The sequence below is a fragment of the Polynucleobacter sp. 39-46-10 genome (genome assembly GCF_002282275.1).
The window spans coordinates 32,959-56,254 of record NZ_NCJB01000002.1; the positions used below are offsets into that span (position 1 = coordinate 32,959).

22 protein-coding genes and 1 riboswitch are annotated in these 23,296 nt (G+C 47.0%); of the genes, 6 read left to right on the top strand and 16 right to left on the bottom strand.

Annotated elements, in window-relative coordinates; genetic code table 11:
- Positions 1 to 20 precede the first annotated feature (20 nt).
- The 5 genes from glmS to B7X71_RS00500 are packed head-to-tail and all read right to left on the bottom strand — an operon-like array spanning position 21 to position 5,524.
- Positions 21 to 1,853 (bottom strand): glutamine--fructose-6-phosphate transaminase (isomerizing), encoded by a 1,833-nt coding sequence (gene glmS / locus B7X71_RS00480; protein ID WP_293596739.1) that lies wholly within the window; start codon positions 1,851 to 1,853, stop codon positions 21 to 23.
- Complete coding sequence (gene glmU / locus B7X71_RS00485) at positions 1,853 to 3,328, bottom strand: bifunctional UDP-N-acetylglucosamine diphosphorylase/glucosamine-1-phosphate N-acetyltransferase GlmU (protein WP_293596738.1); 1,476 nt, start codon at positions 3,326 to 3,328, stop codon at positions 1,853 to 1,855. Before glmU ends, glmS begins: the two co-directional genes overlap by 1 nt.
- A complete protein-coding gene (gene ttcA / locus B7X71_RS00490) occupies positions 3,325 to 4,233 on the bottom strand; it encodes a tRNA 2-thiocytidine(32) synthetase TtcA (RefSeq protein WP_293596737.1) in 909 nt (302 codons plus the stop codon). Before ttcA ends, glmU begins: the two co-directional genes overlap by 4 nt.
- Positions 4,234 to 4,261: 28 nt before the next feature.
- On the bottom strand, positions 4,262 to 4,657 hold the full coding sequence (locus B7X71_RS00495; RefSeq protein WP_293596736.1) for a dihydroneopterin aldolase: 396 nt from the start codon (positions 4,655 to 4,657) through the stop codon (positions 4,262 to 4,264).
- A 45-nt stretch (positions 4,658 to 4,702) separates the two neighbouring features.
- Positions 4,703 to 5,524, bottom strand: coding sequence for an SDR family oxidoreductase (locus B7X71_RS00500; protein ID WP_293596735.1), 822 nt, complete (start codon positions 5,522 to 5,524; stop codon positions 4,703 to 4,705).
- A gap of 25 nt (positions 5,525 to 5,549) precedes the next feature.
- Between B7X71_RS00500 and B7X71_RS00505 the strand changes: the two genes are divergently transcribed.
- Positions 5,550 to 6,737 (top strand): SAM-dependent methyltransferase, encoded by a 1,188-nt coding sequence (locus B7X71_RS00505; protein WP_293596734.1) that lies wholly within the window; start codon positions 5,550 to 5,552, stop codon positions 6,735 to 6,737.
- A gap of 4 nt (positions 6,738 to 6,741) precedes the next feature.
- Here the strand turns inward: B7X71_RS00505 and B7X71_RS00510 are convergent, their stop codons facing one another.
- From B7X71_RS00510 to B7X71_RS00520, 3 genes are read right to left on the bottom strand one after another with little or no spacing between them, the layout of a single operon-like run.
- Positions 6,742 to 7,881 (bottom strand): polynucleotide adenylyltransferase, encoded by a 1,140-nt coding sequence (locus B7X71_RS00510; RefSeq protein WP_293596733.1) that lies wholly within the window; start codon positions 7,879 to 7,881, stop codon positions 6,742 to 6,744.
- Between the two features lie 4 nt (positions 7,882 to 7,885).
- A complete protein-coding gene (locus B7X71_RS00515) occupies positions 7,886 to 8,794 on the bottom strand; it encodes a complex I NDUFA9 subunit family protein (protein WP_293596732.1) in 909 nt (302 codons plus the stop codon).
- Positions 8,795 to 8,817: 23 nt separating this feature from the next.
- Complete coding sequence (locus tag B7X71_RS00520) at positions 8,818 to 10,776, bottom strand: lytic transglycosylase domain-containing protein (protein ID WP_293596731.1); 1,959 nt, start codon at positions 10,774 to 10,776, stop codon at positions 8,818 to 8,820.
- Between the two features lie 55 nt (positions 10,777 to 10,831).
- On the opposite strand from B7X71_RS00520, the gene B7X71_RS00525 reads away from it, so the two are divergent.
- Positions 10,832 to 11,455, top strand: a complete 624-nt coding sequence (locus B7X71_RS00525; RefSeq protein ID WP_293596730.1) for a 5-formyltetrahydrofolate cyclo-ligase — start codon at positions 10,832 to 10,834, stop codon at positions 11,453 to 11,455.
- Here the strand turns inward: B7X71_RS00525 and metF are convergent.
- The 3 genes from metF to metK all read right to left on the bottom strand — a co-directional run bounded on the left by metF (position 11,445) and on the right by metK (position 15,201).
- Positions 11,445 to 12,275, bottom strand: a complete 831-nt coding sequence (metF, locus tag B7X71_RS00530; protein ID WP_293596729.1) for a methylenetetrahydrofolate reductase [NAD(P)H] — start codon at positions 12,273 to 12,275, stop codon at positions 11,445 to 11,447. The two genes, B7X71_RS00525 and metF, sit on opposite strands and share 11 nt — an antisense overlap.
- A 61-nt stretch (positions 12,276 to 12,336) precedes the next feature.
- On the bottom strand, positions 12,337 to 13,782 hold the full coding sequence (ahcY, locus tag B7X71_RS00535; protein ID WP_293596728.1) for an adenosylhomocysteinase: 1,446 nt from the start codon (positions 13,780 to 13,782) through the stop codon (positions 12,337 to 12,339).
- A gap of 61 nt (positions 13,783 to 13,843) precedes the next feature.
- Positions 13,844 to 13,955: riboswitch (S-adenosyl-L-homocysteine riboswitch) on the bottom strand.
- A 79-nt stretch (positions 13,956 to 14,034) separates the two neighbouring features.
- Positions 14,035 to 15,201: a methionine adenosyltransferase gene (gene metK, locus B7X71_RS00540; protein WP_215302209.1), complete on the bottom strand. Its 1,167-nt coding sequence runs from the start codon at positions 15,199 to 15,201 to the stop codon at positions 14,035 to 14,037.
- Between the two features lie 195 nt (positions 15,202 to 15,396).
- On the opposite strand from metK, the gene B7X71_RS00545 reads away from it, so the two are divergent.
- The 3 genes from B7X71_RS00545 to dapF are packed head-to-tail and all read left to right on the top strand — an operon-like array spanning position 15,397 to position 18,096.
- Entirely contained in the window at positions 15,397 to 16,257 is an 861-nt protein-coding gene (locus B7X71_RS00545; RefSeq protein ID WP_293596727.1) for a lysophospholipid acyltransferase family protein, read from the top strand.
- 25 nt (positions 16,258 to 16,282) lie between these two features.
- Complete coding sequence (locus tag B7X71_RS00550; protein ID WP_293596726.1) at positions 16,283 to 17,182, top strand: lipid A biosynthesis acyltransferase; 900 nt, start codon at positions 16,283 to 16,285, stop codon at positions 17,180 to 17,182.
- Positions 17,183 to 17,241: 59 nt separating this feature from the next.
- Positions 17,242 to 18,096 carry a diaminopimelate epimerase gene (gene dapF / locus B7X71_RS00555; protein WP_293596805.1) on the top strand — a complete coding sequence of 285 codons (855 nt, stop codon included), beginning with the start codon at positions 17,242 to 17,244 and terminating at the stop codon, positions 18,094 to 18,096.
- Positions 18,097 to 18,141: 45 nt separating this feature from the next.
- On the opposite strand, the gene pyrE is transcribed toward dapF, so the two are convergent.
- Positions 18,142 to 18,810: an orotate phosphoribosyltransferase gene (pyrE, locus tag B7X71_RS00560; protein ID WP_293596725.1), complete on the bottom strand. Its 669-nt coding sequence runs from the start codon at positions 18,808 to 18,810 to the stop codon at positions 18,142 to 18,144.
- An 8-nt stretch (positions 18,811 to 18,818) separates the two neighbouring features.
- On the opposite strand from pyrE, the gene B7X71_RS00565 reads away from it, so the two are divergent.
- Positions 18,819 to 19,601 (top strand): exodeoxyribonuclease III, encoded by a 783-nt coding sequence (locus B7X71_RS00565; protein ID WP_293596724.1) that lies wholly within the window; start codon positions 18,819 to 18,821, stop codon positions 19,599 to 19,601.
- On the opposite strand, the gene B7X71_RS00570 is transcribed toward B7X71_RS00565, so the two are convergent.
- The 4 genes from B7X71_RS00570 to slmA are packed head-to-tail and all read right to left on the bottom strand — an operon-like array spanning position 19,594 to position 23,291.
- Positions 19,594 to 20,928: an MFS transporter gene (locus B7X71_RS00570; protein WP_293596723.1), complete on the bottom strand. Its 1,335-nt coding sequence runs from the start codon at positions 20,926 to 20,928 to the stop codon at positions 19,594 to 19,596. The genes B7X71_RS00565 and B7X71_RS00570 overlap by 8 nt on opposite strands.
- A complete protein-coding gene (gene metW, locus B7X71_RS00575) occupies positions 20,921 to 21,502 on the bottom strand; it encodes a methionine biosynthesis protein MetW (protein ID WP_215302215.1) in 582 nt (193 codons plus the stop codon). Before metW ends, B7X71_RS00570 begins: the two co-directional genes overlap by 8 nt.
- The gene (locus tag B7X71_RS00580; RefSeq protein WP_293596722.1) at positions 21,499 to 22,638 is read right to left on the bottom strand and encodes a homoserine O-acetyltransferase; all 1,140 of its coding nucleotides are present in this window, start codon (positions 22,636 to 22,638) and stop codon (positions 21,499 to 21,501) included. Before B7X71_RS00580 ends, metW begins: the two co-directional genes overlap by 4 nt.
- Positions 22,635 to 23,291 (bottom strand): nucleoid occlusion factor SlmA, encoded by a 657-nt coding sequence (gene slmA / locus B7X71_RS00585; RefSeq protein WP_293596721.1) that lies wholly within the window; start codon positions 23,289 to 23,291, stop codon positions 22,635 to 22,637. The genes B7X71_RS00580 and slmA overlap by 4 nt, the downstream gene beginning before the upstream one ends.
- Positions 23,292 to 23,296: the final 5 nt, after the last annotated feature.

Consider the following 23,296-nt stretch of genomic DNA (forward strand, 5'->3'; position numbering starts at 1 on the left):
TAAATCCACCCCAAGAGGAATTACTCGACCGTAACGCTCTTTGCGAGGTTGCGTGGCTTATCAACATCAGTACCCAGGGCACAGGCTGTGTGATAAGCCAAGAGTTGAAGCGGAACTACATGCAGAATTGGAGATAGATTACCGTAGTGCTCAGGCAAACGAATCACGTTAATACCCTCGCTACTAGTGATCTCGGTATCCAGGTCCGCAAAAACATAAAGCTTTCCACCGCGGGCTTTTACTTCCTGCATATTGGATTTGAGCTTTTCCAGCAAGTCATCTTTAGGGGCTACTGTAACCACTGGCATCTTTTCAGTAACCAAGGCGAGCGGTCCATGTTTTAACTCACCCGCTGGGTAGGCTTCAGCATGAATATATGAAATCTCTTTTAACTTAAGTGCGCCTTCAAGAGCAATCGGGTAGTGCATACCGCGCCCTAAGAATAAAGCGTTTTCACATTTAGCAAATGCAGTGCTCCAAGCCATAATCTGCGGCTCAAGCGCTAACACTGCATGCAAAGCTTTTGGCAAATGGCGCAAATCACGCAAGAGCTCTTTTTCTTGTTCAGGGCTCACCTTGCCCGCGCGCTTGGCCAATGAAACAGCCAACAGATAGAGCGCAACTAATTGAGTAGTGAAGGCTTTGGTAGAAGCCACGCCAATCTCGGTACCAGCCTTAGTTAAGAAATTCCAATTAGTTTCACGAACCATGGCACTAGACGCCACGTTACAAATCGCAAGAGTGTATTGATGCCCTAACGCTTGCGCATGACGTAATGCCGCTAAAGTATCGGCAGTCTCACCAGACTGAGAGACCACCACAATTAGTGTATTCGGATTAGGAACGGTTGTGCGATAGCGATATTCACTAGCAATCTCAACCTGGGTCGGGATGCCTGCTAAGTCCTCTAGCCAATATTTTGCTACACAGGCAGAGTAGTAGCTGGTGCCGCAAGCCAGGATCAAAATTTGATCAAACTTTTTCCACTGTTCAGGGTCAGCATTAAAGAGTTCTGGCCCAAAGCTAGCAATGTTGGCAAGCGTGTCACCAATTGCTCTGGGCTGCTCAAAAATCTCTTTTTGCATGTAATGCTGATAAGGCCCTAGATCAACTGAGTCAGCCTGAGCAGGCATGGGCTTTTGCTCTCGCTGCGTTGTCTTTCCCGCATGATCAATGATCTCAACTCCATCAGCCTTCAAAATGGCAACATCACCCTCTTCCAAATACATCATGGAGTGCGCTCGACCAGCAAGCGCTAACGCATCCGATGCGAGAAAGTTTTCATTTTTACCAAGAGCAACAACCAATGGGGAACCAGCACGCGCCCCAACCAAAACATCTGGACGATCTTGTGCAATCACGCCAATCGCATAAGCACCGTGAAGGCGCGGCAAAACCGAACGGACTGACGCAACCAAATCTGCTTGATTGCTAGCTACGTAAGCTTGATGAATCAAATGCGCAATGACTTCGGTATCAGTTTCTGAAGCAAATACATAACCCACAGACTTCAGCTCAGTGCGAAGTGATTCATAGTTTTCAATAATGCCGTTGTGAACAACCGCAATTAATCCACCAGAAATATGCGGATGTGCATTTTGCGTATCTGGCTTACCGTGAGTTGCCCAGCGAGTATGCGCAATTCCTAGTGTGCCATGAAAATCTTTACCCTGCTCCGCCAACTCAGAAACACGAGCAGTAGTGCGAGCACGTTCAATCAGATGCTTGGCATCATCACCATTGATTACCGCAAAGCCACAAGAATCATAGCCACGGTACTCAAGACGGCGCAAACCTTCAATCAACACTTCAACAATATTCTTACGCGAAGCTGCGCCAACGATTCCACACATTATTTTTTAGCCTTAGCGGGTTTTTTACTGGCTACTTTTCTTTCAACGACTTTCTTAGCTGCTGTTTTTTTTGCTTGCTTTACTGGGCGCTGCCACTGTAAAGAGATTTGCTTGGCCCTAGAGACAGTTAGCTGATTTGGGGGCGCATCTTTAGTCAGGGTGGTTCCCGCGCCTAAAGTCGCACCACGGCCAACGCGCACTGGGGCAACCAACTGAGTATCCGAACCAATAAAGACATCGTCCTCAATGATGGTTTGGTGCTTATTCACACCATCGTAGTTACAAGTAATCGTGCCTGCACCGATATTGACTCTAGAGCCCACAATGGAATCACCAACATAGGCCAGGTGATTGGCTTTGCTATTGGCGGCAATCTTGCTGTTCTTCACTTCGACAAAGTTGCCAATATGTACATCATTAGATAATTCTGCGCCAGGTCGTAAACGTGCGTATGGCCCAATTAGTGAATTTGCCCCAACCTGAGCTCCGTCGATATGGCTGTATGGGTGAATGGTGACATTCTTAGCAATCACGCTATTGCGAATAATGCAGTACGGACCCACTTTTGTGCCTGCAGCTAAAGTAACGCAACCTTCAAATACACAACCCACATCAATAAAGACATCAGTACCGCACTCCAGAGTTCCGCGGATATCGATGCGCGCTGGATCAGCCAAAGAAACGCCGGCATCCATTAAGGCATTCGCTTGATTAAGTTGATGCACTCGCTCCAACGAAGCCAACTGATCGCGACTATTAACACCAACGGTCTCATATTCGGCATCTGCTTGTGCAGTGCGAATAGGTACGCCATCTTTCACTGCCATTGCAATCACATCAGTTAAATAATATTCACCCTGGGCATTGCTGGCACGCAAAGACTTCAACCACTTCTTAAGTGAGTTAGTTGGCAGCACCATGATGCCGGTATTGATTTCTTGAATACGCTTTTGCTCAGGCGAAGCATCTTTTTCTTCAACAATCTCTTTTACCGACCCATCAATGTCGCGCACGATACGACCATAGCCTTTTGGATTGTTGAGGTTTTGAGTTAGAAGCGCTAACGCAGAATCTTTACCACGCACACCATCAGCCAATTTAGCCAATTTAGAGAGCGTTTTCTTACTTGTCAGGGGCACATCACCATAGAGAACCAAAGTAGGTTCATTCACATCTAGCTTAGGCAAGGCTTGCAATAAAGCGTGGCCCGTTCCTTTTTGCTCGGCCTGCAATGCGGTGCCCACTTTGCCAAATCGAGAATCTTGTTCGCTGGCAACCTGAAGAAATTGCTTTACATCAGCCGCGCCATGCCCAACTACGACTATAGGTCCAGTTTTAGCACCCTTACCTTGTAGCTCTAGGGCTGTATTGAGAACGTGCTGGAGCAGTGGCTTCCCGGCCAAGGTTTGAAGAACCTTGGGTAAGGCGGACTTCATCCGCTTTCCCTGCCCAGCAGCCAAAATAACGATGTTCATAAGGAGGGATTATAAGACCCCTGAATAAGCGTTCCACAGGCAATTTCATCAATTTCTGTCTCATCAATTGCCTTATCGCCAGCAGATCTTGCGGCAATACCTGACAGTTCTGTAGAAATCTCAAGATTCTTAAAATCAAAGGCCTCACTATCCATTAAATGGGACGGCACGATGTGGTGCATTGAGCGAAAGAGATTCTCAACGCGCCCTGGGTGCTTTTTCTCCCACTCACGCAACATCTCTTTCATAGCGCCACGCTGCAAATTTGGCTGACTACCGCACAGATTGCACGGAATAATCGGGAAGTTCATATCCACCGCATATCGTTCAAGCAACTTTTCAGGAACGTATGCGAGAGGACGAATCACAATATGCTTACCGTCATCAGATCGCAACTTTGGTGGCATGCCTTTGAGCTTGCCGGCAAAGAACATATTTAGCATCAGCGTTTCTAAGATGTCATCACGGTGGTGGCCCAAGGCAATCTTGGTTGCACCCAGCTCGTCTGCCACGCGATATAAAATTCCACGACGTAATCGAGAGCAAAGGCCACAGGTAGTTTTACCTTCTGGAATTACACGCTTAACAATGCTATAGGTATCTTGGTTTTCAATGTGGTACTGAACACCTAAAGCCTTTAAATAGTTCGGCAAAATTTCTGCCGGAAATCCTGGTTGCTTCTGATCTAAATTAACCGCAACGATTTCAAAATCAATCGGGGCGCGCTCGCGTAACTTCAAAAGAATATCAAGCATGGCGTAACTATCTTTACCGCCTGACAAGCAAACCATCACCTTGTCACCATCTTCGATCATGCCAAAGTCACCAATCGCTTGACCCACTAAACGACATAGCTTTTTCTCTAGCTTATTTTCTTCGAAAACGACTTTGCGGACATCACTCATGGCAACTGAATTCTTTTCTGAATTTTCTTTAAGCCTGCTTCATCCGAAATACCTCAACACCAACGGAGTGACAATCTGGATAAACATCTGGCTTTGCCGTACTAACACGAGCAGCAATGACCTTGGGATGCAAGAGCATCGCGGCAACGATGTCATCGCAGAAGGTTTCTTGTAAATGAATATGACCCTGGGAAGACCGCGCCTTAATGGTCTCACGCATAAAGTCATAATCAACCACTTCTTCCAATAAATCCTGAGAAGGGGTGTTCATATTCAGTGGAATATAGAGATCTACATTGAGAATAACGCGCTGCTCAGCCTTTTTCTCAAAATCATGAACGCCAATATTGATATAGATTTCATAGTCACGCAGAAATAAGCGGCGGCAATCAGCAAGTGCTGGATGAGAAAGAATGGCATGCATAAATTTGTATTAGCTCTTTTTAACTTTTGATTCTGTATTAAATTCTTAACTTGTCTTAAACATCACATCGCGTGATGATGGTAAAAGATGCTGTCCGCCATCTACATATAAGGTGGTGCCTGTAATTGCATTCGAGCTTGCCAAAAATACTGCTGCTTTTGCAATATCGCTTGGTGTTGATGACTTACCCAAGGGCGTCATTTGATGCGCCTTGGTAAAACCGGATTCAGTTTGATCGCCCGAAGTCAGCGTAATGCCAGGAGCCAAACCAATCACTCTCAAGTGCGGAGCAAAATCCACAGCAAGTACGTCAATCGAAGTGAGCAGTGCAGCCTTAGATAATGTGTAAGACAAATAATCTGGATTGAGATTAATTAATTTTTGATCGAGCAGCTGGATCACCGAAGGGATAGATAAATCACTCTCGTCTGCTTTCTTTGTCTGACTCTTTTGATACTCAAACATCAACTGAGAAAGTAATATGGGTGCGGCTAAATTCACCTGCATATGGTCTCGCAAACTTTTACCACTCAAGGGCGCCCCAGAATTAGCGCGATCGTATTCAAAGATCGAAGCGCTATTAACTAGACATTGCAAATTACTGAACTCAGCTACAACTGCGGTAAACAGAGAAGTAATTTCTAGTTCGCTAGCGAGGTCAGCCTTAAATGCCACGGCCTTACGCCCCAGCTTCTGAATCTCAGCTACAGTGACTTGAGCATCGGATTCAGAGCGGCCATAGTGAACTGCCACATCCCAGCCCTGACGAGCAAATTCCAAGGCAATTTCACGACCAAGGCGCTTGGCAGCGCCGGTCACTAAAACCGCTTTATTTTGCTGAGGTGATGGGTTTGAACTCAAGTTCACTTAAATTCTCTTAGACTAGCGAGCTATGGATATTACCTTGACCAGCCTTGAAAAGGCTCATACCGAGCTTCTTAGCCAAAAAATAATGGCTGAAATCGCCTCCAAAGGCGGCTGGATACCCTTTTCAAGGTATATGGAAATGGCCCTCTATGAACCTGGAATGGGCTATTACAGTGCTGGAGCTCATAAATTAGGTGCTGGCGGTGATTTCACGACCGCACCTGAGCTCTCCTCCTTATTTGGTGCAGCTATTGTGGAAACGCTTCTACCCATTCTTGAGGGACTTCAGGCTCAAGGGCTCCCCACCCAGATTCTGGAGTTTGGTGCCGGCACCGGCAAGTTAGCCGAATCCATTCTCACCCGACTGCACGATCTGGGATTTTCCTTAGATCGCTACGACATTATCGAGATCTCGCCAGACCTAGCTCAAAGACAAGAAGATCGCCTCCAGCAACTTACGGGGAAGCTAGCCTTACCTACTCAATGCAATTGGTTAAGTTCTTTACCCAGCAAGTTCAAAGGTGTTGTCCTGGCCAATGAGGTAATTGATGCGATTCCTTGTGACGCCATCATTTCTCAAAATGGCTTTTGGTATCAACAAGGGGTCGCTGTAATTGACGGTAAGCTTGCTTGGTCGACAGGAAAGCCCGTTGAGCAGTCTCTACTTCCAGAGGCCCTGCTAACTGGAAACTTTTCTGAAGGCTACGTTACAGAATTACATGTGCCTGCAAATGCCTGGATGCACCATGTAGCCAAGCATCTCGATACCGGACTCTTCCTCACATTTGATTATGGATTTCCGGAGAGCGAGTACTACCACGCGCAACGCCTTGAAGGTACACTCATGGCGCATCATCGCCATCATGCCATTCAAGATCCATTTCATCTCCCGGGGCTTTGTGATTTAACAACCCATGTGGAATGGTCACAGATTGCACGCAGTGCACTCGAAGAAGGGGTGGATGATGTCTATCTCAGCAATCAAGCAAGCTACTTACTTGATGCGGGTATTGGAGATATTGCATTAGAGATTGGCAACCCCAGCAACCCGGAAACTTTCTTACCCATTTCGAACTCACTGCAAAAAATATTGTCCGAAGCGGAGATGGGCGAGCTCTTTAAGGTCTTTGCATTCTCAAAGAAACTATCTGACGTATTGCCAAACCACGTCTTAGAAGACTTACCAGGCTTTCGAGGCAGAAATCGACTGTAAGCTTTTAGATGGCTACGGCCATAGTAATAGCTACGAGTCTAGCAGCATCTACTGCACTACGAATTCTTTCACCGTTAGATCGCTCCTCTGCCGGAACACCTTCGATAATTTCGGCCGTGTTGAGCGATTGAGAATTTTGCATTGCCGAAATTAAAGCGCTGACATTCAAGCCAATATGATTTGCCAAACCTAACAAAGCATTTCCACGGTCAGGCTTACGCCAAACGTCTGCACGATTAAACCAAGCCAATATATCTGCAGGCTGATAGTTAGCGCCTACATCGTTAACCGATTTCTCGATGAGTGCATTGAGCTCACTAAATAATTCACTGAAATCACGGACTTCATTTGGCATCTTGACGCACTCTGCCCATGAACGAATTTCTCTAGCAGGCAAATGCATGAGTGTCACAGCGCAGCGATCTTCTAGGCGATTATCTGCTGCATGCAAATGTGCAATGAGCTGATCGCGGAATTCTTCTTGAGCCAAAGAAGATGTCAATGATGCCGGCAGTAATACCTTAGCTGCATCAGAATCGAGCAAGACCTGAAACATTCGCATGGGCTTGCTGGCAGTAAAACCTCTAGCCAACTCTTGCCAAATTCTCTCAGCTGAGAGCGCTGATAATTCATTCGATTGAACAATGGCCTGCAAAGCAGCCATGCTTTCTGGCGCTACCGCGAACTCCGGGAAGCGTGCTGCAAAACGGGCAATGCGCAATAAGCGTAAAGGATCCTCTGCAAACGCATCGGACACGTGTCGAAATATCCTGGCTGCTAAATCTTGCTGACCGTTATAGGGATCCAAAATAGGCCCCACCCATTCTCCATCAGCGCTCACCTCTTGGGCCATTGCATTGATGGTCAAATCGCGACGCTCTAAGTCCTGCTCTAGCGTGACAGTCGGGTCAGCGTAAAACATAAAGCCTTTATATCCCTTGCCGGTTTTACGCTCAGTTCGAGCTAAGGCATATTCAGCTTGAGTCTCTGGATGCAAGAACACTGGAAAATCTTTACCCACTGGACGATATCCCTGGGCAATCATCTCTTCTACACTTGAACCAACCACTACATAATCAATGTCGTGCACTGGCAAACCCATCAGGGTGTCCCGAATGGCGCCACCAACAGCGTAGATCTTCATGGGCTTATTTCATGCCTTCTAGGGTGCGACGACTAATACCAAATACTTTAGTCAGGGCATCTTCGCCATTCAGCGGCAAGATGTTTGGCACCTGCATTGAAGCAATATTGTCCCGCGACATTAAAGTCGGAACTGGCAGGTACTCAAAAGCCAAGGCCTGAAGGTAACCAACAAAAGTAGGTACAGGAATAATGACGCATTTTGTGTTGGCCTTATGCGCAGCAAATTCCACAATTTCTTTCATGGTGTAAACAGTAGGACCCACCAAATCATAAGATTGATGAATGGCCGATGGCATTTTCAGAGACTTGGTAAATGCACTGGCCACATCATCTACGCTCACTGGCTGAAACTGCGCTCCAGAGTTTGCCAGAGGCATTGCTGGAAATAATTTCGTTAATTTGGAAAACAAATTAATAAATTGATCTTGAGCGCCAAAAATCACTGAAGGCCTAAAAATAGTCCAATCGAGGTTGCTGGCTTTGACTGCAGCCTCGCCATCACCTTTACTACGCTGATACATCGATGGACCATTTGAGTCTGCACCCAATGCACTCATATGCAGGTAACGCTTAAGACCATGCAACTGCATAGCAGTCATGATATTTTTTGGGAGCTCCACGTGAGCCGCTTTAAACACTTTGCCATAAGGCTGAGCAGGCTTGTCATGTAACACGCCAACTAAATTAATGACTACGCCACCAGGCTTGATTCGCGAACAAAGCTCTTGCAAAGAATCAAACTCGTGTACATCAGCATCCTCTAAGTGTACTTTCGGTAGCATGCGCAATTCACGTGCAGATGCTAAGTGCCTAGTAGGCAGTAGAACGGAGTAGCCTTCTGCTTGCAACTGGGCAGCCAAAACTCTGCCTACAAAACCGTTACCGCCAATTAGCAGAATGTCATATTTCATAAAATTCCAATGTAGTTGAAATACTAAGGTAACTCAGATGCGTTTGCTGCTTTAGGAGCAATCACACCTAAACGCTGCTTTAAAGACTGTGTCTGCCCATGCATCACTGATGAATAATACGTTGCATTAGCCAAAACGTTTTTTACATAAGTTCGTGTTTCATTGAACGGAATTGTTTCTGCAAAGATCGCGCCCTCAGTAGGGCTGGTGAGCTTTTCCCGCCAAGTTTTAGAGCGTGACGGGCCTGCGTTATAAGCCGCAGATGCCAGGACCCAAGAGCCATCTAGATCCACTAAGACCATATTTAAGTAATTACTGCCCAGTGTGAGATTGGTATTGGTATCAGCGAGCTTGTCATTGGTGTACGAGGTCATGCCAATTTTCTTGGCGACATACTTCGCCGTGTTTGGCATCACTTGCATCAAGCCTGAAGCACCCACTGAAGAGGAGGCATTCATGATGAAGCGTGACTCCTGACGAATCAACCCATATGCCCAAGCCAAGTTCAAATCAATTTGCTTAGCAATTGGCGATAGTTCATCACGATAAGGTGTTGGGTAGCGCAAGCTAAAGTCATGCTCTTGCTTAGTACGATCTGCCGTATTCACAACGCGGTCGTATAAACCGATCCGCTTGGCGTATTCAGCAGCTGCAAGCAACTGCTTATCACTCATATTGCGCAACTCCCAATTCCAGTCACGGTTGCCTTCAAAACGTAAGTTCATCGCATAGAAGCGCTCACCCCTAATAAAGCCTATACGTTGAGACATGGCTTCGATTTCTGCATCACTCACTTTGGTGCGGGCAGGTGCATGATTGGATTTACCTAAATCTTCGCGAGCAAGCTGTCCATAAAAGTTATATTGGTCAGCAACGAGTTCGAGGTTCTCGCGCGCTTTTTCATTTTGACCATCCATTTTTAATGCGCGTGCATACCAATAAGTCCAAGCGGGATCTTTACTGCGTACCGCTGGGTTCATGCCTTCAATGGCATTCTTTACCAAGGTCCAATCCTTGGCGCGCAAGCCTGCACGCACTTTCCACTCCTGACCCTCAGTAGAAAGAAGTTCGTTGTAGCCCAGGTCTTGCTGAAGACGATAGGCATCATCTGCATTGGGATCTAATTTCTTTGCGAGGAACTGTCCAATCACACCCCAAGCTACCGCCTGATTCTCCTTACTGTAGCGAGATGCATTTTGGGAAAAGTCTCTAAATGCCTTTGCAGGGTCTGCTTTAGCAGCCTTCACAATATCGGCAATAGGATCTTCGCCACCCAAGCGACGTGACATGGCGTCAAAACTCATCTCGCTAGCAGCGCGACCAATCGCTTTTGCTTCGCTCGGTGTCATACCACCAGCACCAACCAAAATAGGCACCAATTCTTGGCAAGCCTGACCGAAATAACGTGGATCCAATAATATTGCGCGTGCATCAATCGCCACTTTGGTTGGGTTCTCACCTTGAGCTAATTTTGACTGCAGTGAATAGCACTTCACCTGAGTGTCGTCATCCAAAAAAAACTTAGGGTACTCAGCATCAAAACGCGACCAATCTTTTCGCTTACCCAAAACGAGTAGCCAGTCATTGCGCATCCGATCGGCCAAAGCCGTATCTTGATATTGATTTAGAAAAGCCGCTACCTGAGCATCAGCGTTACTATCCGCACGAGCAACACCAGCGCTATCAAATAACTGGGGCTTAATACGGAAATAGGTTACATAGTCCTCATATGGGTAATTAGAGAGGCTAGCCGCTAATGTTTGTGCGCGAGCCACATCATTTCTCTTGGCTGCTTCACGCAATTCAATAAAAGTGCGATCGCCCTGCGTAATCTCAAAGGCTGAAACCCTAGTTTCTTTAGCAGGAATGGTTTTCTTGGCTTTTTCCGCAAAAATGCTGGGCGCAGAAACTGCAAGGGCTAGAAATAGAATCCCGCCTGCGGTTTTTTGCCAGCCACCAAGAATACAAAACTTCTTTTTCACCGTCTTACCTTATCGATTTACTATATCTCTTAATTTTCGCCTGATAATGGTCTATATGCACGGCAATTCTCCAAAATCGCTACGGCAAGACTTGCTAGCCCAAAGGAAACAGTTTGCGGCCAGCACAGGCTATTCCATCACTCAAGAAGCCATTTTGGCTGGGCTGGTTAGTTTTCTGGCTGACCATGACGCTCAAGTTCAATCCATTGCCTTGTATTGCCCTATACAAGATGAGCTTGATTTGCGACCTACACTATTAGCGTGGGTTGAGAGTAAGGCAGATAAAACGCTGGCCCTCCCCTTTGCGCGTCCCGATAAACATTTGGATTTTTATGCCTGGCAAGCTGGCGACCTACTCATTCCTAGTCGCCATGGTGTGCCTGAGCCGGATCCCAATAATCCTCGCAGGCCTCAAGTTACTCCAGACTGCATCTTGATTCCCTGTGTAGGCTGGTCAGAATCCAGGGTAGGCGATAAAACACATTATTGGCGGCTTGGGTATGGAGGCGGCTACTTTGATCGCACCTTGGCCCAGCTGCGTAAAGCCAAACCAAACCTACTATGCGTAGGTATTGGCTTTGATTGGCAAAAATTAGATGACTCTCAGTGGCAGGCTCAAACGCATGACGAGCCTTTAGATGCTCTACTCACTGAGTCGGGCTTAGTAATTACTTATTGAGACTGAGATTGTCTGCAATCGCTAGAACAGCATCCGCCTGATTGAGCGAATAAAAATGTAGCCCAGGTGCGCCAGCCACTAAAAGCTGATCGCAAAGATCGGTAACTACTTCTTCACCAAATGCACGAATCGAAGCAGTGTCATCGCCATAAGACTGCAAACGCAAACGAATCCAACGCGGAATCTCCGCACCACAGGCATCAGAGAAACGCAGCAGCTGAGTGCTATTAGTGATTGGCATGATTCCGGCAATGACTGGTTGCGTAACGCCTAGGTCATAGGCCTCATCAACAAAGCGGAAATAGGCATCACTATTATAAAAATACTGCGTTACTGCTGAATTGGCTCCAGCCTTCATCTTCTGCACAAAGAAATCAACATCCGTTGCAGGCGACTTGGCCTGCGGATGGCATTCTGGATAAGCTGCTACATCAATATGAAACCAATCACCAGTTTCTGCACGAATAAATTCGACCAATTCGTTAGCGTGATGAAACTCACCATACTGACCCATGCCAGATGGTAAGTCGCCACGTAAAGCTACGATACGCTTAACACCTAAGGCTTGATATTGCTTCAACATTTCGCGCACACTTTCACGCGAGCTACCAACACAAGATAAGTGTGGAGCAACCACAGCACCTGCAGCATGAATATCACTCACGACTTTTAATGTGCCAGATTGAGTAGAGCCACCAGCACCAAAGGTCACAGAATAAAAAGCGGGCTTGAGCGTTTCACTAAAACGCTCGCGCACGAGATGCAGCTTGCCCTCACCTTCAGGTGTTTTTGGAGGGAAGAATTCAACGCTTAATTCCATGATCTTGGGCCTGTATCTGTATCTCTATCTCTCTATTGAACAATATCTAGCAAGGGGCAAATTAATAACGATAGTGGTCAGCCTTATAAGGGCCTTCCTTCGTTACGCCAATGTAAGAAGCTTGCTGATCTGACAATACAGTTAACTGTGCATTCAATGTCTTGAGCTGCAAACGGGCAACCTTCTCATCTAAATGCTTAGGTAATGTGTAAACACCAACTGGGTATTTATCTGTACCAACTGCATTCCACAATTCCATCTGCGCAATCACTTGGTTCGCAAATGAAGAACTCATGACATAAGATGGGTGACCTGTACCGCAACCGAGGTTAACCAAACGACCTTTAGCCAAGATGATGATGCGCTTCTCAGGATTGCCATTCGCTGCCGGGAAAATCACGTGATCTACCTGTGGCTTAATTTCTTCCCACTTGTACTTCTCGATACCAGCAACATCAATCTCGTTATCGAAGTGGCCGATGTTACAAACAATGGCTTGATTCTTCATCTTCGCCATGTGGTCATGTGTAATTACATGGTAGTTACCCGTTGCTGAAACAAAGATGTCTGCCTTATCTGAAGCGTAATCCATTGTGACAACACGGTAGCCTTCCATCGCTGCTTGCAATGCGCAGATTGGATCTACTTCAGTAACCCAAACTTGGGCTGACAAGGCGCGCAAGGCTTGAGCTGAACCCTTACCTACGTCTCCATAACCACAAACCACTGCAACCTTACCGGCAACCATCACATCGGTAGCACGCTTGATTGCATCAACTAAAGATTCGCGGCAACCGTAGAGGTTGTCGAACTTGCTCTTCGTAACAGAATCGTTCACGTTAATTGCTGGGAACTTCAAATCGCCTTTAGCGAACATCTGATAGAGACGATGTACACCAGTAGTAGTTTCTTCAGTAACGCCTTTGACTTTTTCTAAACGTGTGGAATACCAAGTTGGGTCTTGCGCCAATTTCTTTTTAATGGCTGCAAACAAAATGGTTTCTTCTTCGCTAGTTGGGCGATTCAAGCAAGCTTGATCTTTCTCGGCGCGTGCACCGAGATGCAACAACAAAGTCGCATCGCCACCGTCATCCAAAATCATATTGGTGAAGCCATCATCGGCCCACTCAAAAATACGGTGGGTGTAATCCCAGTATTGCTCAAGAGTTTCGCCCTTGATTGCAAATACTGGTGTGCCATTGGCAGCAATTGCCGCAGCAGCATGATCTTGTGTAGAAAAAATATTGCAAGAGGCCCACTGCACTTCAGCACCGAGAGCTTCGAGCGTCTCGATCAACACTGCAGTTTGAATGGTCATGTGTAATGAACCAGTGATGCGTGCACCACGTAATGGCTGCTGTGATGCGAATTCGTCGCGAATCGCGATCAAGCCTGGCATTTCTGTTTCAGCAATGGCGATTTCTTTACGGCCAAAATCAGCCAAAGAAATATCTGCAATAGCGCAACGGGTTGCTACAAAATTATTTAAATCGGAAACGGTACTCATGAATGCTCCAGCTAAATACGATCCAATGCTGGAGTAGAAACTCGCTAGCCATTGAATCATGGGTTAGCGAGCGCAGTTGCAATTAGCAAACTCTAGAGTTACCTAAGAGCTCACTCCCTTCAAGCCTGGGGAAACACTGGTTCTCAGCATTCCTTGCAACGCTCCTTGAAGGTATGGCCAAATTGTAATCAATTTCGCCATATTTCGCCTCAATACAACAACATACTGCAAATTTACTGCCTAAAAAGCAGATTACAAGCCAGCAGCCGCGCGTAACGCAGGCGCCTTATCGCACTGTTCCCAAGTAAATTCTGGCTCTTCACGACCAAAGTGGCCGTAAGCAGCAGTTTTGCGATAAATCGGACGCAAGAGGTTCAACATCTTGACGATGCCTTTTGGACGCAAGTCAAAGTGCTCAGATACCAGTTGCGCAATCTTCTCGTCAGAGATCTTGCCAGTGCCGAAAGTGCTCACCATCACTGAAGTTGGCTTAGCTACACCAATCGCGTAGGAGATCTGAATCAAGCACTTGCTTGCCAGTCCTGCTGCAACTACGTTCTTGGCTACATAACGACCAGCATAAGCAGCAGAACGGTCAACCTTGGATGGATCCTTACCAGAGAACGCGCCACCACCGTGAGGGGCTGCACCGCCGTAGGTGTCCACAATGATCTTGCGACCTGTTAGACCGCAATCACCTTGCGGGCCGCCGATAACAAATCGACCTGTTGGGTTCACTAAGAAGTTAATCGCACCTTTAATCAAATGCTTTGGCAATACAGGTTTGATGATTTCCTCGATCACTGCTTCGCGCAATTTCTCAAGAGAAATTTCTTCATCATGTTGTGTAGAGAGAACCACGGTATCGATTGAGTCAGGCTTGCCATCCACGTAGCGCAAGGTTACTTGGGACTTCGCATCTGGGCGTAACCAATTCAAACGACCATCACGGCGCAGTTGAGACTGACGCTCAACCAAGCGGTGTGACAAATGGATTGGTAAAGGCATAAGCTCTGCAGTTTCGTCACAGGCGTAACCAAACATCAAACCTTGGTCGCCAGCACCTTGATCCAAGCCGTCGTCATGCGCCTTATCAACACCTTGAGCAATATCCGGGCTCTGCTTGTCATAGGCAACCAAAACCGCACAACCTTTGTAATCAATACCGTAGTCAGTATTGTCATAACCAATTTCACGCAAAGTATTGCGGGCTACTTGGATGTAATCCACATTCGCATTTGTAGTAATCTCACCGGCCAATACCACTAGCCCGGTATTACACAAAGTCTCTGCAGCAACGCGCGCAGTTGGGTCTTGAGCCAGGATTGAATCCAAGATGGCATCAGAGATTTGGTCTGCTACTTTATCGGGGTGACCTTCAGAAACAGATTCTGAGGTAAAGAAGTAATCATTTGCCATTGCATATAAATTAACACGATCTAAGGGACAACTCGACGTGCCAGGAACTTCAACGGCGACGCTTTAGCAGAATTTATGAATCGCCCTGCAAGTTGCCTTAACTCAGCGATGATGCAATTCTATCCGAAAAATGCCTTATTTATCAAGCACGGTTGGAAATTTGGCCCTAGCGCCAGCATTGAATATCATTAGAGGGTGCGCAAAGTCCTTCTTAAACTAATCCTCGCTGCAATAGCGGTATTGCCCTTATTCCTAGTTCAGGTGATTGGGGCTGCCTTAGGGATGCTGGCCTATGTAGGATCTAAGCAATATCGATCACTCTTCCGCCCTCAATACGAGGCGGTTGTGAAAAGCCATCATTTACCCCTGCAAATCTGGCGTGCAGCAGTTGCTTCAGGACAACTTTTTTCAGACAGCTTGTGGATTTGGCGCAATCCAGCAAAGGCCCTCAAGCTAGTCGAAGTCCAGGACTGGGATTTGGTGAAAGCGGCCATTAACGAAGGTCATGGCTTAGTTATGCTCACGCCTCACCTCGGTGGCTTTGAAATCATTCCTCGAGTCTTAGCTCAGCACTTCCCTGCCACAATCCTTTATCGCCCATCACGCCAAGAATGGCTTAACGAAGTGGTGGAAGAAGGTCGCACCTATCCCAATATGCATTTCGTACCAACCAACCTGAATGGCGTTCGTCAAATGACACGAGCACTCACTCGCGGTGAGGCTATAGGCATTCTTCCAGATCAAGTGCCTAGCGGTGGTGAGGGTGTATGGGTACCATTCTTTGGGCGCCCCGCTTATACAACTCCACTGCCAGCACGCTTAGCTAATCGCAACAACTCACCTGTTGTGATGTTTACTGCCAAACGCAAAGGGCTCGGTAAAGGCTGGCTTATGCAAGCCAAGAGATTAGAGCCGCTATCCGAAGATTCCGCCCTAGCAGCAGCCGAACTCAATGTTGCAATTGAAAATGCAATTCTGGTTGCGCCCAATCAATTCATCTGGGCTTACAACCGCTACAAACATCCCAGCGGAGCAGAATTACCACCAAGCAATTAGTTAATAAATTGATGATTTATTCAACATGACCTGGTTACAAAACGTTTTCAATTTTCTGGCGCTGAGCTTACTGCGCCTATTTGCATTTCTGCCTTACACCCTGACGATTTACATAGGCTATGGTCTTGGCTGGTTAGCAGCGCACATACCTAATGAACGCGCCAAGGTAGTTAAAACCAACTTACGCCTGTGCTTTCCCAGTCTGAGCGAAGACGAAATTGATGCGCTTGCTTTAGAGCACTGGAAATTATTTGGGCGCAGCGTGATGGAGAGAAGTCGTATTTGGCTCGGTAGCGGCAAGCAGATTACTGACATCGTCACCATCAACTCTGCGATTACGCTGGGTGATCGCAAGCCACGGCTCTTAATCAACCCTCACTTTGTTGGGCTTGAGGGCGGCTTCATGGCACTATCGGTTTTAGCAAGTCAGCATGACTGGCCACGTGGCGCAGGGCTCTACCAAAATATGAAGAATCCATTCTTTAATCAAAAGATGATTGAATGGAGAAATCGATTCGGCGGAAAATCGATTGAGAGGCAAAGTCGCTTACGTGATTTGATTCGTGAAATTCAAACAGGTAACTTTATTTTTATTGCGCCTGATATTGATCTCGGTCCACGTGACTCCGTTTTCGTACCCTTCTTTGGCATTCAAACCAATACGATCACTTCGGTCTCACGCTTAGCTAGACTCAGTGGCGCAGAAGTCTGCCTCATGACCACCACATTAAATCCCGATCGCATGGGGTACACCTGCAATATCAGCGCACCACTCCCCAATTTTCCAACAGATGATGTTGAAGCGGATACTGCGCGATTGAACAAATACATCGAAGACCTTGTTCGAGAAAGGCCGGCGGAGTACTATTGGGTACATAAACGCTTTAAACATCGGCCACCTGGCGAGCCAAGTCTTTACAAATAATTGGGATTCTTTTGAGTACGAATTTAAACAAGCCTGCACGCACATTACGCTTCACCAAAATGCATGGTGCTGGCAATGATTTCATTGTGCTTAACGGTATTGATCAAGACCTCAGCGATATCACTCGCCAGCAATGGCAAAAATTAGCCCATCGCCAATTTGGCATTGGTGCCGATCAAATTCTGCTCGTTGAAAAAGCCACGCGTCCGGATGCAGATTTTCGTTATCGCATTTTCAATGCGGATGGTGGCGAAGTTGAGCAATGCGGCAACGGTTCACGTTGCTTTGTTCGCTTTGTGCTCGACCAAGGTCTTTCTACAAAGAACCCATTGCGCGTGGAAGTAGCGCATACCGTTCTCACCTTGAGATCTCATGATGATGGCCAGGTGGAAGTGGATATGGGCGCGCCGATTTTTGAGCATAGCGAAATTCCTTTTAATGCAAGCGGCCTAGCAAGTAAGCAAGAGTTTCATGAAATGCTCTACGCGCTGCCTATTGCTACGCCTGCTACCCACGACAGCTGGATCGGTGTCTTGTCGATGGGTAACCCCCATGCAGTGCAAGTAGTGGGTGATGTTGATAGCGCACCCGTTCTCGAAGAAGGTACATCAATCGAAAAGGATGCGGTATTTCCGAAAAGAGTCAATGCGGGTTACATGCAAATTCTGAATCGCCATGAAATCAAGTTGCGCGTCTTTGAGCGTGGTGCCGGCGAGACTTTGGCTTGCGGCACAGGTGCATGTGCCGCAGTTGTCTCCGGCATTCGCCGTGGCTTACTCGACTCCCCGGTGAAGGTGCATACCCGTGGTGGAGATTTACAAATTGCCTGGGGCGGCATGATCAATGAAGTGGCTCAGAGCGTCATCATGACAGGCCCAGCCATTACCGTATTCGAAGGTGAAACAAAGATCTAAAGAGCGGAAATCCAGCAACTACCGCTACCACTACTACTCTTTAGATTAAATCCCGTACTTCTCACGATAGGATTTCACCGCTGGCAGGTAGCTTGTTAACTCCGAACTGCTTGAGGCAGTTAAGAAAGCCATCAAGTCGGCTAGGTTCGCAATTGCTACAACTGGCAATCCAAATTCTTGTTCCACTGCTTGCACCGCAGACTTGTCGCCAATCTCTGTAGCGGTCCCCGACTTTTCCATGCGATCCAAAGCAATCAATACTGCTGCTGGCTCAGCACCTGCATCCCGAATGAGTTTCACAGACTCGCGTACAGACGTCCCAGCAGAAATTACGTCATCAATGATGACCACTCTGCCCTTTACTGGGGCACCTACCAATGAACCGCCCTCACCATGATCTTTGGCTTCTTTGCGGTTGTAGGCATAAGGCACATTACGTCCAGCATCGACCAAAGCAATTGCAGTGGCAGCAGCCAAAGTAATACCTTTATAGGCTGGCCCATAAAGCATGTCGTATTGCAGACCAGATTCTTGCAAGGCTTTAGCGTAATAATGGCCAAGCGCACTAAGGCGGGCACCATCATTAAATCCACCCGCATTAAAGAAATAAGGGGAAAGTCGCCCCGCTTTAGTTTTAAACTCCCCAAACGACAAAACATTTGCCTCTAAGGCAAATTGAATAAAGTTATCTTGATTAGAATTTTTTGAGCTCATAGGCCTATATGTTACGCATCATTTCTGCCAACCTCAACGGTATCCGCTCTGCAGTCAAAAAAGGCTTTCTGCCTTGGCTTGTGAAGCAAAAAGCGGACTTTATCTGCATGCAGGAGCTCAAAGCTCAACAAGACGACTTAGAAGATGCCATTCTCAATCCAGATGGTCTACACGGCTTCTTTCATCATGCCGAGAAAAAGGGCTATAGCGGTTGTGGCATCTACACCCCGCATAAGCCCGACGAAGTGCTCTATGGCTATGGCAACGAAGAATTTGATGCTGAGGGACGCTACGTAGAGGCCCGGTTCAAAAAGCTGTCAGTAATCTCGGTGTATATGCCCTCAGGCTCTAGCTCTCCGGAAAGACAGGAAGCTAAATATCGTTATCTAGACTCTTTCTTGCCACACCTAGTTGAACTCAAGAAGTCAGGGCGTGAGATTGTCCTGTGTGGCGACGTCAATATTGCCCACAATGAGATTGACCTCAAAAACTGGAAAGGCAATCTCAAGAACTCGGGATTTTTGCCTGAAGAGAGAGCTTGGCTAACAAACCTGTTTGGCAAAGTCGGTTACGTAGATGTCTATAGAAAACTAGAGCCTGAAGCCACTGATACCTGCTACACCTGGTGGAGTAACCGCGGTCAAGCGTATGCAAAGAACGTAGGCTGGCGCATCGACTATCACATCACCACCCCAGGAATTGCGGCAAGCGCTAAGGATACTGCCGTTTATAAAGATGAGCGCTTCTCAGATCACGCTCCACTCACAGTGGACTACGACTGGTCTATTTAGCGACCTGTGAATCGTGCCGTTTAAATTCGACCACTTTGAAGTGAATGGTGAGCCAAATCAGAATTAATACCGGCGCACCAATAATCGCAGTACTAATAAAAAAGTTTGAGTAGCCAAAGTTATTTACAAAGACGCCCGAGAATCCAGCCAACCACTTTGGCAATAAGAGCATCATCGAACTAAACAATGCGTACTGGGTTGCAGAGTACTGAATATTTGTCAGCGCTGAGAGAAACGCAATAAAGGCGGCCGAAGCAATTCCGGAACTCAGGTTATCGGCAGAAATTACCCAGATCAAGCCATGCAAATCATGGCCCTGCGTCGCAAGCCAAGCAAATAATAAATTGCTGACGGCCGATAAGATTGCACCCAAGAATAAAATTCGCATCACACCAAAGCGCAATGTGAGAACACCGCCAAGGAAGGCTCCGACCAATGTCATCACCACACCAAAGACCTTGCTGACTGCTGCAACCTCATCCTTGGTGTATCCCATGTCTACATAAAACGGATTGGCCATAATGCCCATCACCACATCACTAATACGATAGACGGCAATTAAAGACAAAATCAAAACGGCGTGCCAGCCATAGCGTTTAATAAAGTCTGCAAATGGTTCAATCAAAGTTTGATGTAGCCATGCCCTTGCATTGCGGGTCTTTTCAAGCTCAATGCGAACGGGCTCTTTACTAAATAAGGTGGTGACCACGCCCACACCAATCGAGAGCGCCATACAAAGATAAGCAAATTGCCAGGCAGCAGGATCATAGCCAGCAGAGCCTGACTCAGCACGGGCGGCCAACCAAAGAACGCCGGCCCCAGCCCAAATTAAAGCGAGTCGATAGCCTGTTTGATACGTAGCGGCTAATGCTGCTTGATGATCACTATCTGCAGACTCAATCCGAAAAGCATCTAAAGCAATATCTTGAGTTGCAGAGCCAAAGGCAACTAAGAGTGCGCACCACACAATTGACGTGAGCTGAGCTTTGGGGTCAATGCTGGCCATACCGACCAGGCCAAGAATAATTAGCAACTGCGCAAAAAGCAGCCAGCTACGCCTTCTACCAAACAAGCTAGATAGCAAGGGAATGGATAGTCGATCTACTAAAGGCGCCCACATCCACTTAAACGCATAGATCAAGCCAACCCAAGTGAGGTAACCAATAGTACTGCGATCAATACCTGCTTCTCTTAGCCAAAAGCTCAGTGTTCCCAAAATAAGCAGTAAGGGTAGACCGGCGGAGAATCCCAAAAAGAGCATTCGGAGACAAGGCCATTCGAGATAAACCCGAAAATCTTTCAGCCAGGACTGAGCGCTACTAAGCACGTCGAACGCGGAACAGCGCTAAGCTTCCAAAAAGATTAGGCATCAAGGTAACTTGTCGCCCCTCATGCAAAATGCATTGATCCAGAATCTGCAAGCCCAAGCTCGAGGCTAACTTTTCAAAATCAGCAACGGTAAGAACGCGCACATTGGGTGTGTTGTACCACTGGTAAGGCAAGCTTTTCGAAACCGGCATACGGCCAAAACCAACGGCTAGGCGGTGTGACCAATGGCCAAAATTCGGGAAAGAGACAACCGACTCTTTACCCACCCTAACTACTTCACGCAAGATCTTTTCAGTTTCGTGAATAGTTTGCAGTGTTTGTGAGAGCACAACCGTATCAAAACTATTGTTCTCAAAGAGCGCCAAACCCCCTTCAAGATTTTGTTGAATGACGTTCAAACCTTTTTGGACGCAAGAAAGTACGCGCGCATCATCAATCTCAACGCCATAAGCATGCACAGGTTTTTGCTTTTGCAAATACTCCAAGAAGCTACCGTCACCACAGCCAAGATCCAAAACTTCGCTATTGGGCGCAATCCAGTTTGCTATTGCAGCAAAGTCTGCGCGCTTCATGATTTAGCCTCTAGCATTTGTTCGAAGTAAGCACGAATCAGATTGTGATAACGCGGATCATCCAATAAGAAAGCATCGTGCCCGTGTGGTGCATCAATCTCTGCATAACTCACTTCACTCTTATTGCTGAGCAAAGACTCCACAATCTCGCGACTGCGATTAGGTGGGAAGCGCCAATCGGTAGAAAAGCTCACAACTAAAAACTTGGCCCGCACCTCAGAAAGAGCGCGATTTAAGCTACCCTCATAACGACGAGAAGGGTCAAAATAATCAAGTGCCCTAGTAATGAGTAAATAAGTATTGGCATCAAAGTAAGTGGAAAACTTATCGCCCTGATGGCGCAAATAACTTTCCACCTCAAACTCCACATCAAAGCTGAAGCGGTAGTCATGAGACTCACCATTTGGTCTTTGCAGCTCGCGCCCAAACTTTTCCGCCATATCATCATCTGACAAATAAGTGATGTGGCCGACCATGCGCGCTAGTCTGAGACCACGCTTCGGCACTACACCGTGCTCATAGTAATTGCCGCCATGAAAATCCGGGTCAGACAAAATGGCATTACGCGCCACTTCATTAAATGCAATATTCTGTGCGCTCAATTTTGGTGTCGAGGCAATTACTAGGCAATGGGCAAGACGCTTTGGGAACTGGATGGACCAAGCCAATGCCTGCATACCGCCCAAGCTTCCGCCCATCACTGCAGCAAAACGACGAATGCCTAACTTATCAGCCAAGCGTGCCTGGGTATTCACCCAATCTTCAACCGTAATTACTGGGAAGTCTGCGCCATAGGGCTTGCTAGTGGCGGGATTGATGCTCATTGGCCCGGTAGATCCGAAGCATGAGCCTAAATTGTTAACGCCAATAACAAAAAAATGGTTTGTATCTACCGGCTTACCTGGCCCAATCATGTTATCCCACCAGCCGATATCTTTTGCATTATCAGGATTAGGACCGGCTACATGGTGGGATGCATTAAGTGCATGACAAACCAGCACAGCATTACTTTTATCGGCATTGAGCTTGCCGTAAGTTTCAATAACTAAATCGTAGCCCGATAAGATGGCGCCACTTTGCAAAGGCAAAGGCTCGGCAAAGTGGATGGTGTTTCTAGAGAGGTGTAGCTCGCTCATTCGGACAGAAGAATGCGAAGACTAATATCAGATGCTTCGGTTGGGAACTTCTTAAAGCCGCTACGAGCAAAGCGATGCCAGCGGCCCAAGACATAACTCATCAACATCGCTGCACGAATGCTGACTTCATCTTGAGATACGTTTGCCCAGTTACCGCCCTGAGTTTGAGCAATGCGCAGTGCCTGCTTTAAGGATGCCTCTACACGATCGAGTACTTGTGTAATGCGGTCTTGTAGACGATCATCTTCTTGCAATAATGCGTCCCCCAAGAGAACACGAGTCATGCCGGGATTCTTTTCGGCGAAGAATAAAAGCATCTGCAAAATGCCACGAGCTTGCGCAAGCCCAGATTCTTCCTTTTGATTAATCTGATTAATCAAACCAAAAACAGTTTGCTCAATGAAGGAGATCAAGCCTTCGAACATCTGCGCCTTACTAGCGAAATGTCGATAGAGTGCCGCCTCTGAAACCTGAATTTTTGCCGCCAACGCCGCAGTTGTTACACGCTCACCCTTAGGGTTTTGCAACATCTCGGCCAATACTTGCAAGATTTGCAAGCGGCGCTCACCAGGGCGTGGACGCTTGCGTGTCTTACCCTCTTCGGCAACTGTTGCCTCGATTTCTGATGCAGTAGGGTCTAAAGAATCACGCATACCTA

What these genes read in the sequence shown, in the direction of transcription:
- B7X71_RS00580 (WP_293596722.1), bottom strand. Translation starts at nt 22,638, where the DNA reads ATGAGCGAGCTACACCTCTCTAGAAACACCATCCACTTTGCCGAGCCT.
- B7X71_RS00525 (WP_293596730.1), top strand. Translation starts at nt 10,832, where the DNA reads ATGCACGGCAATTCTCCAAAATCGCTACGGCAAGACTTGCTAGCCCAA.
- B7X71_RS00565 (WP_293596724.1), top strand. Translation starts at nt 18,819, where the DNA reads ATGTTACGCATCATTTCTGCCAACCTCAACGGTATCCGCTCTGCAGTC.
- B7X71_RS00515 (WP_293596732.1), bottom strand. Translation starts at nt 8,794, where the DNA reads ATGAAATATGACATTCTGCTAATTGGCGGTAACGGTTTTGTAGGCAGA.
- pyrE (WP_293596725.1), bottom strand. Translation starts at nt 18,810, where the DNA reads ATGAGCTCAAAAAATTCTAATCAAGATAACTTTATTCAATTTGCCTTA.
- B7X71_RS00510 (WP_293596733.1), bottom strand. Translation starts at nt 7,881, where the DNA reads ATGAAGATCTACGCTGTTGGTGGCGCCATTCGGGACACCCTGATGGGT.
- metK (WP_215302209.1), bottom strand. Translation starts at nt 15,201, where the DNA reads ATGGCAAATGATTACTTCTTTACCTCAGAATCTGTTTCTGAAGGTCAC.
- B7X71_RS00495 (WP_293596736.1), bottom strand. Translation starts at nt 4,657, where the DNA reads ATGCATGCCATTCTTTCTCATCCAGCACTTGCTGATTGCCGCCGCTTA.
- ahcY (WP_293596728.1), bottom strand. Translation starts at nt 13,782, where the DNA reads ATGAGTACCGTTTCCGATTTAAATAATTTTGTAGCAACCCGTTGCGCT.
- B7X71_RS00550 (WP_293596726.1), top strand. Translation starts at nt 16,283, where the DNA reads ATGACCTGGTTACAAAACGTTTTCAATTTTCTGGCGCTGAGCTTACTG.
- metW (WP_215302215.1), bottom strand. Translation starts at nt 21,502, where the DNA reads ATGAAGCGCGCAGACTTTGCTGCAATAGCAAACTGGATTGCGCCCAAT.
- glmU (WP_293596738.1), bottom strand. Translation starts at nt 3,328, where the DNA reads ATGAACATCGTTATTTTGGCTGCTGGGCAGGGAAAGCGGATGAAGTCC.
- ttcA (WP_293596737.1), bottom strand. Translation starts at nt 4,233, where the DNA reads ATGAGTGATGTCCGCAAAGTCGTTTTCGAAGAAAATAAGCTAGAGAAA.
- glmS (WP_293596739.1), bottom strand. Translation starts at nt 1,853, where the DNA reads ATGTGTGGAATCGTTGGCGCAGCTTCGCGTAAGAATATTGTTGAAGTG.
- dapF (WP_293596805.1), top strand. Translation starts at nt 17,242, where the DNA reads ATGCATGGTGCTGGCAATGATTTCATTGTGCTTAACGGTATTGATCAA.
- slmA (WP_293596721.1), bottom strand. Translation starts at nt 23,291, where the DNA reads ATGCGTGATTCTTTAGACCCTACTGCATCAGAAATCGAGGCAACAGTT.
- B7X71_RS00505 (WP_293596734.1), top strand. Translation starts at nt 5,550, where the DNA reads ATGGATATTACCTTGACCAGCCTTGAAAAGGCTCATACCGAGCTTCTT.
- metF (WP_293596729.1), bottom strand. Translation starts at nt 12,275, where the DNA reads ATGGAATTAAGCGTTGAATTCTTCCCTCCAAAAACACCTGAAGGTGAG.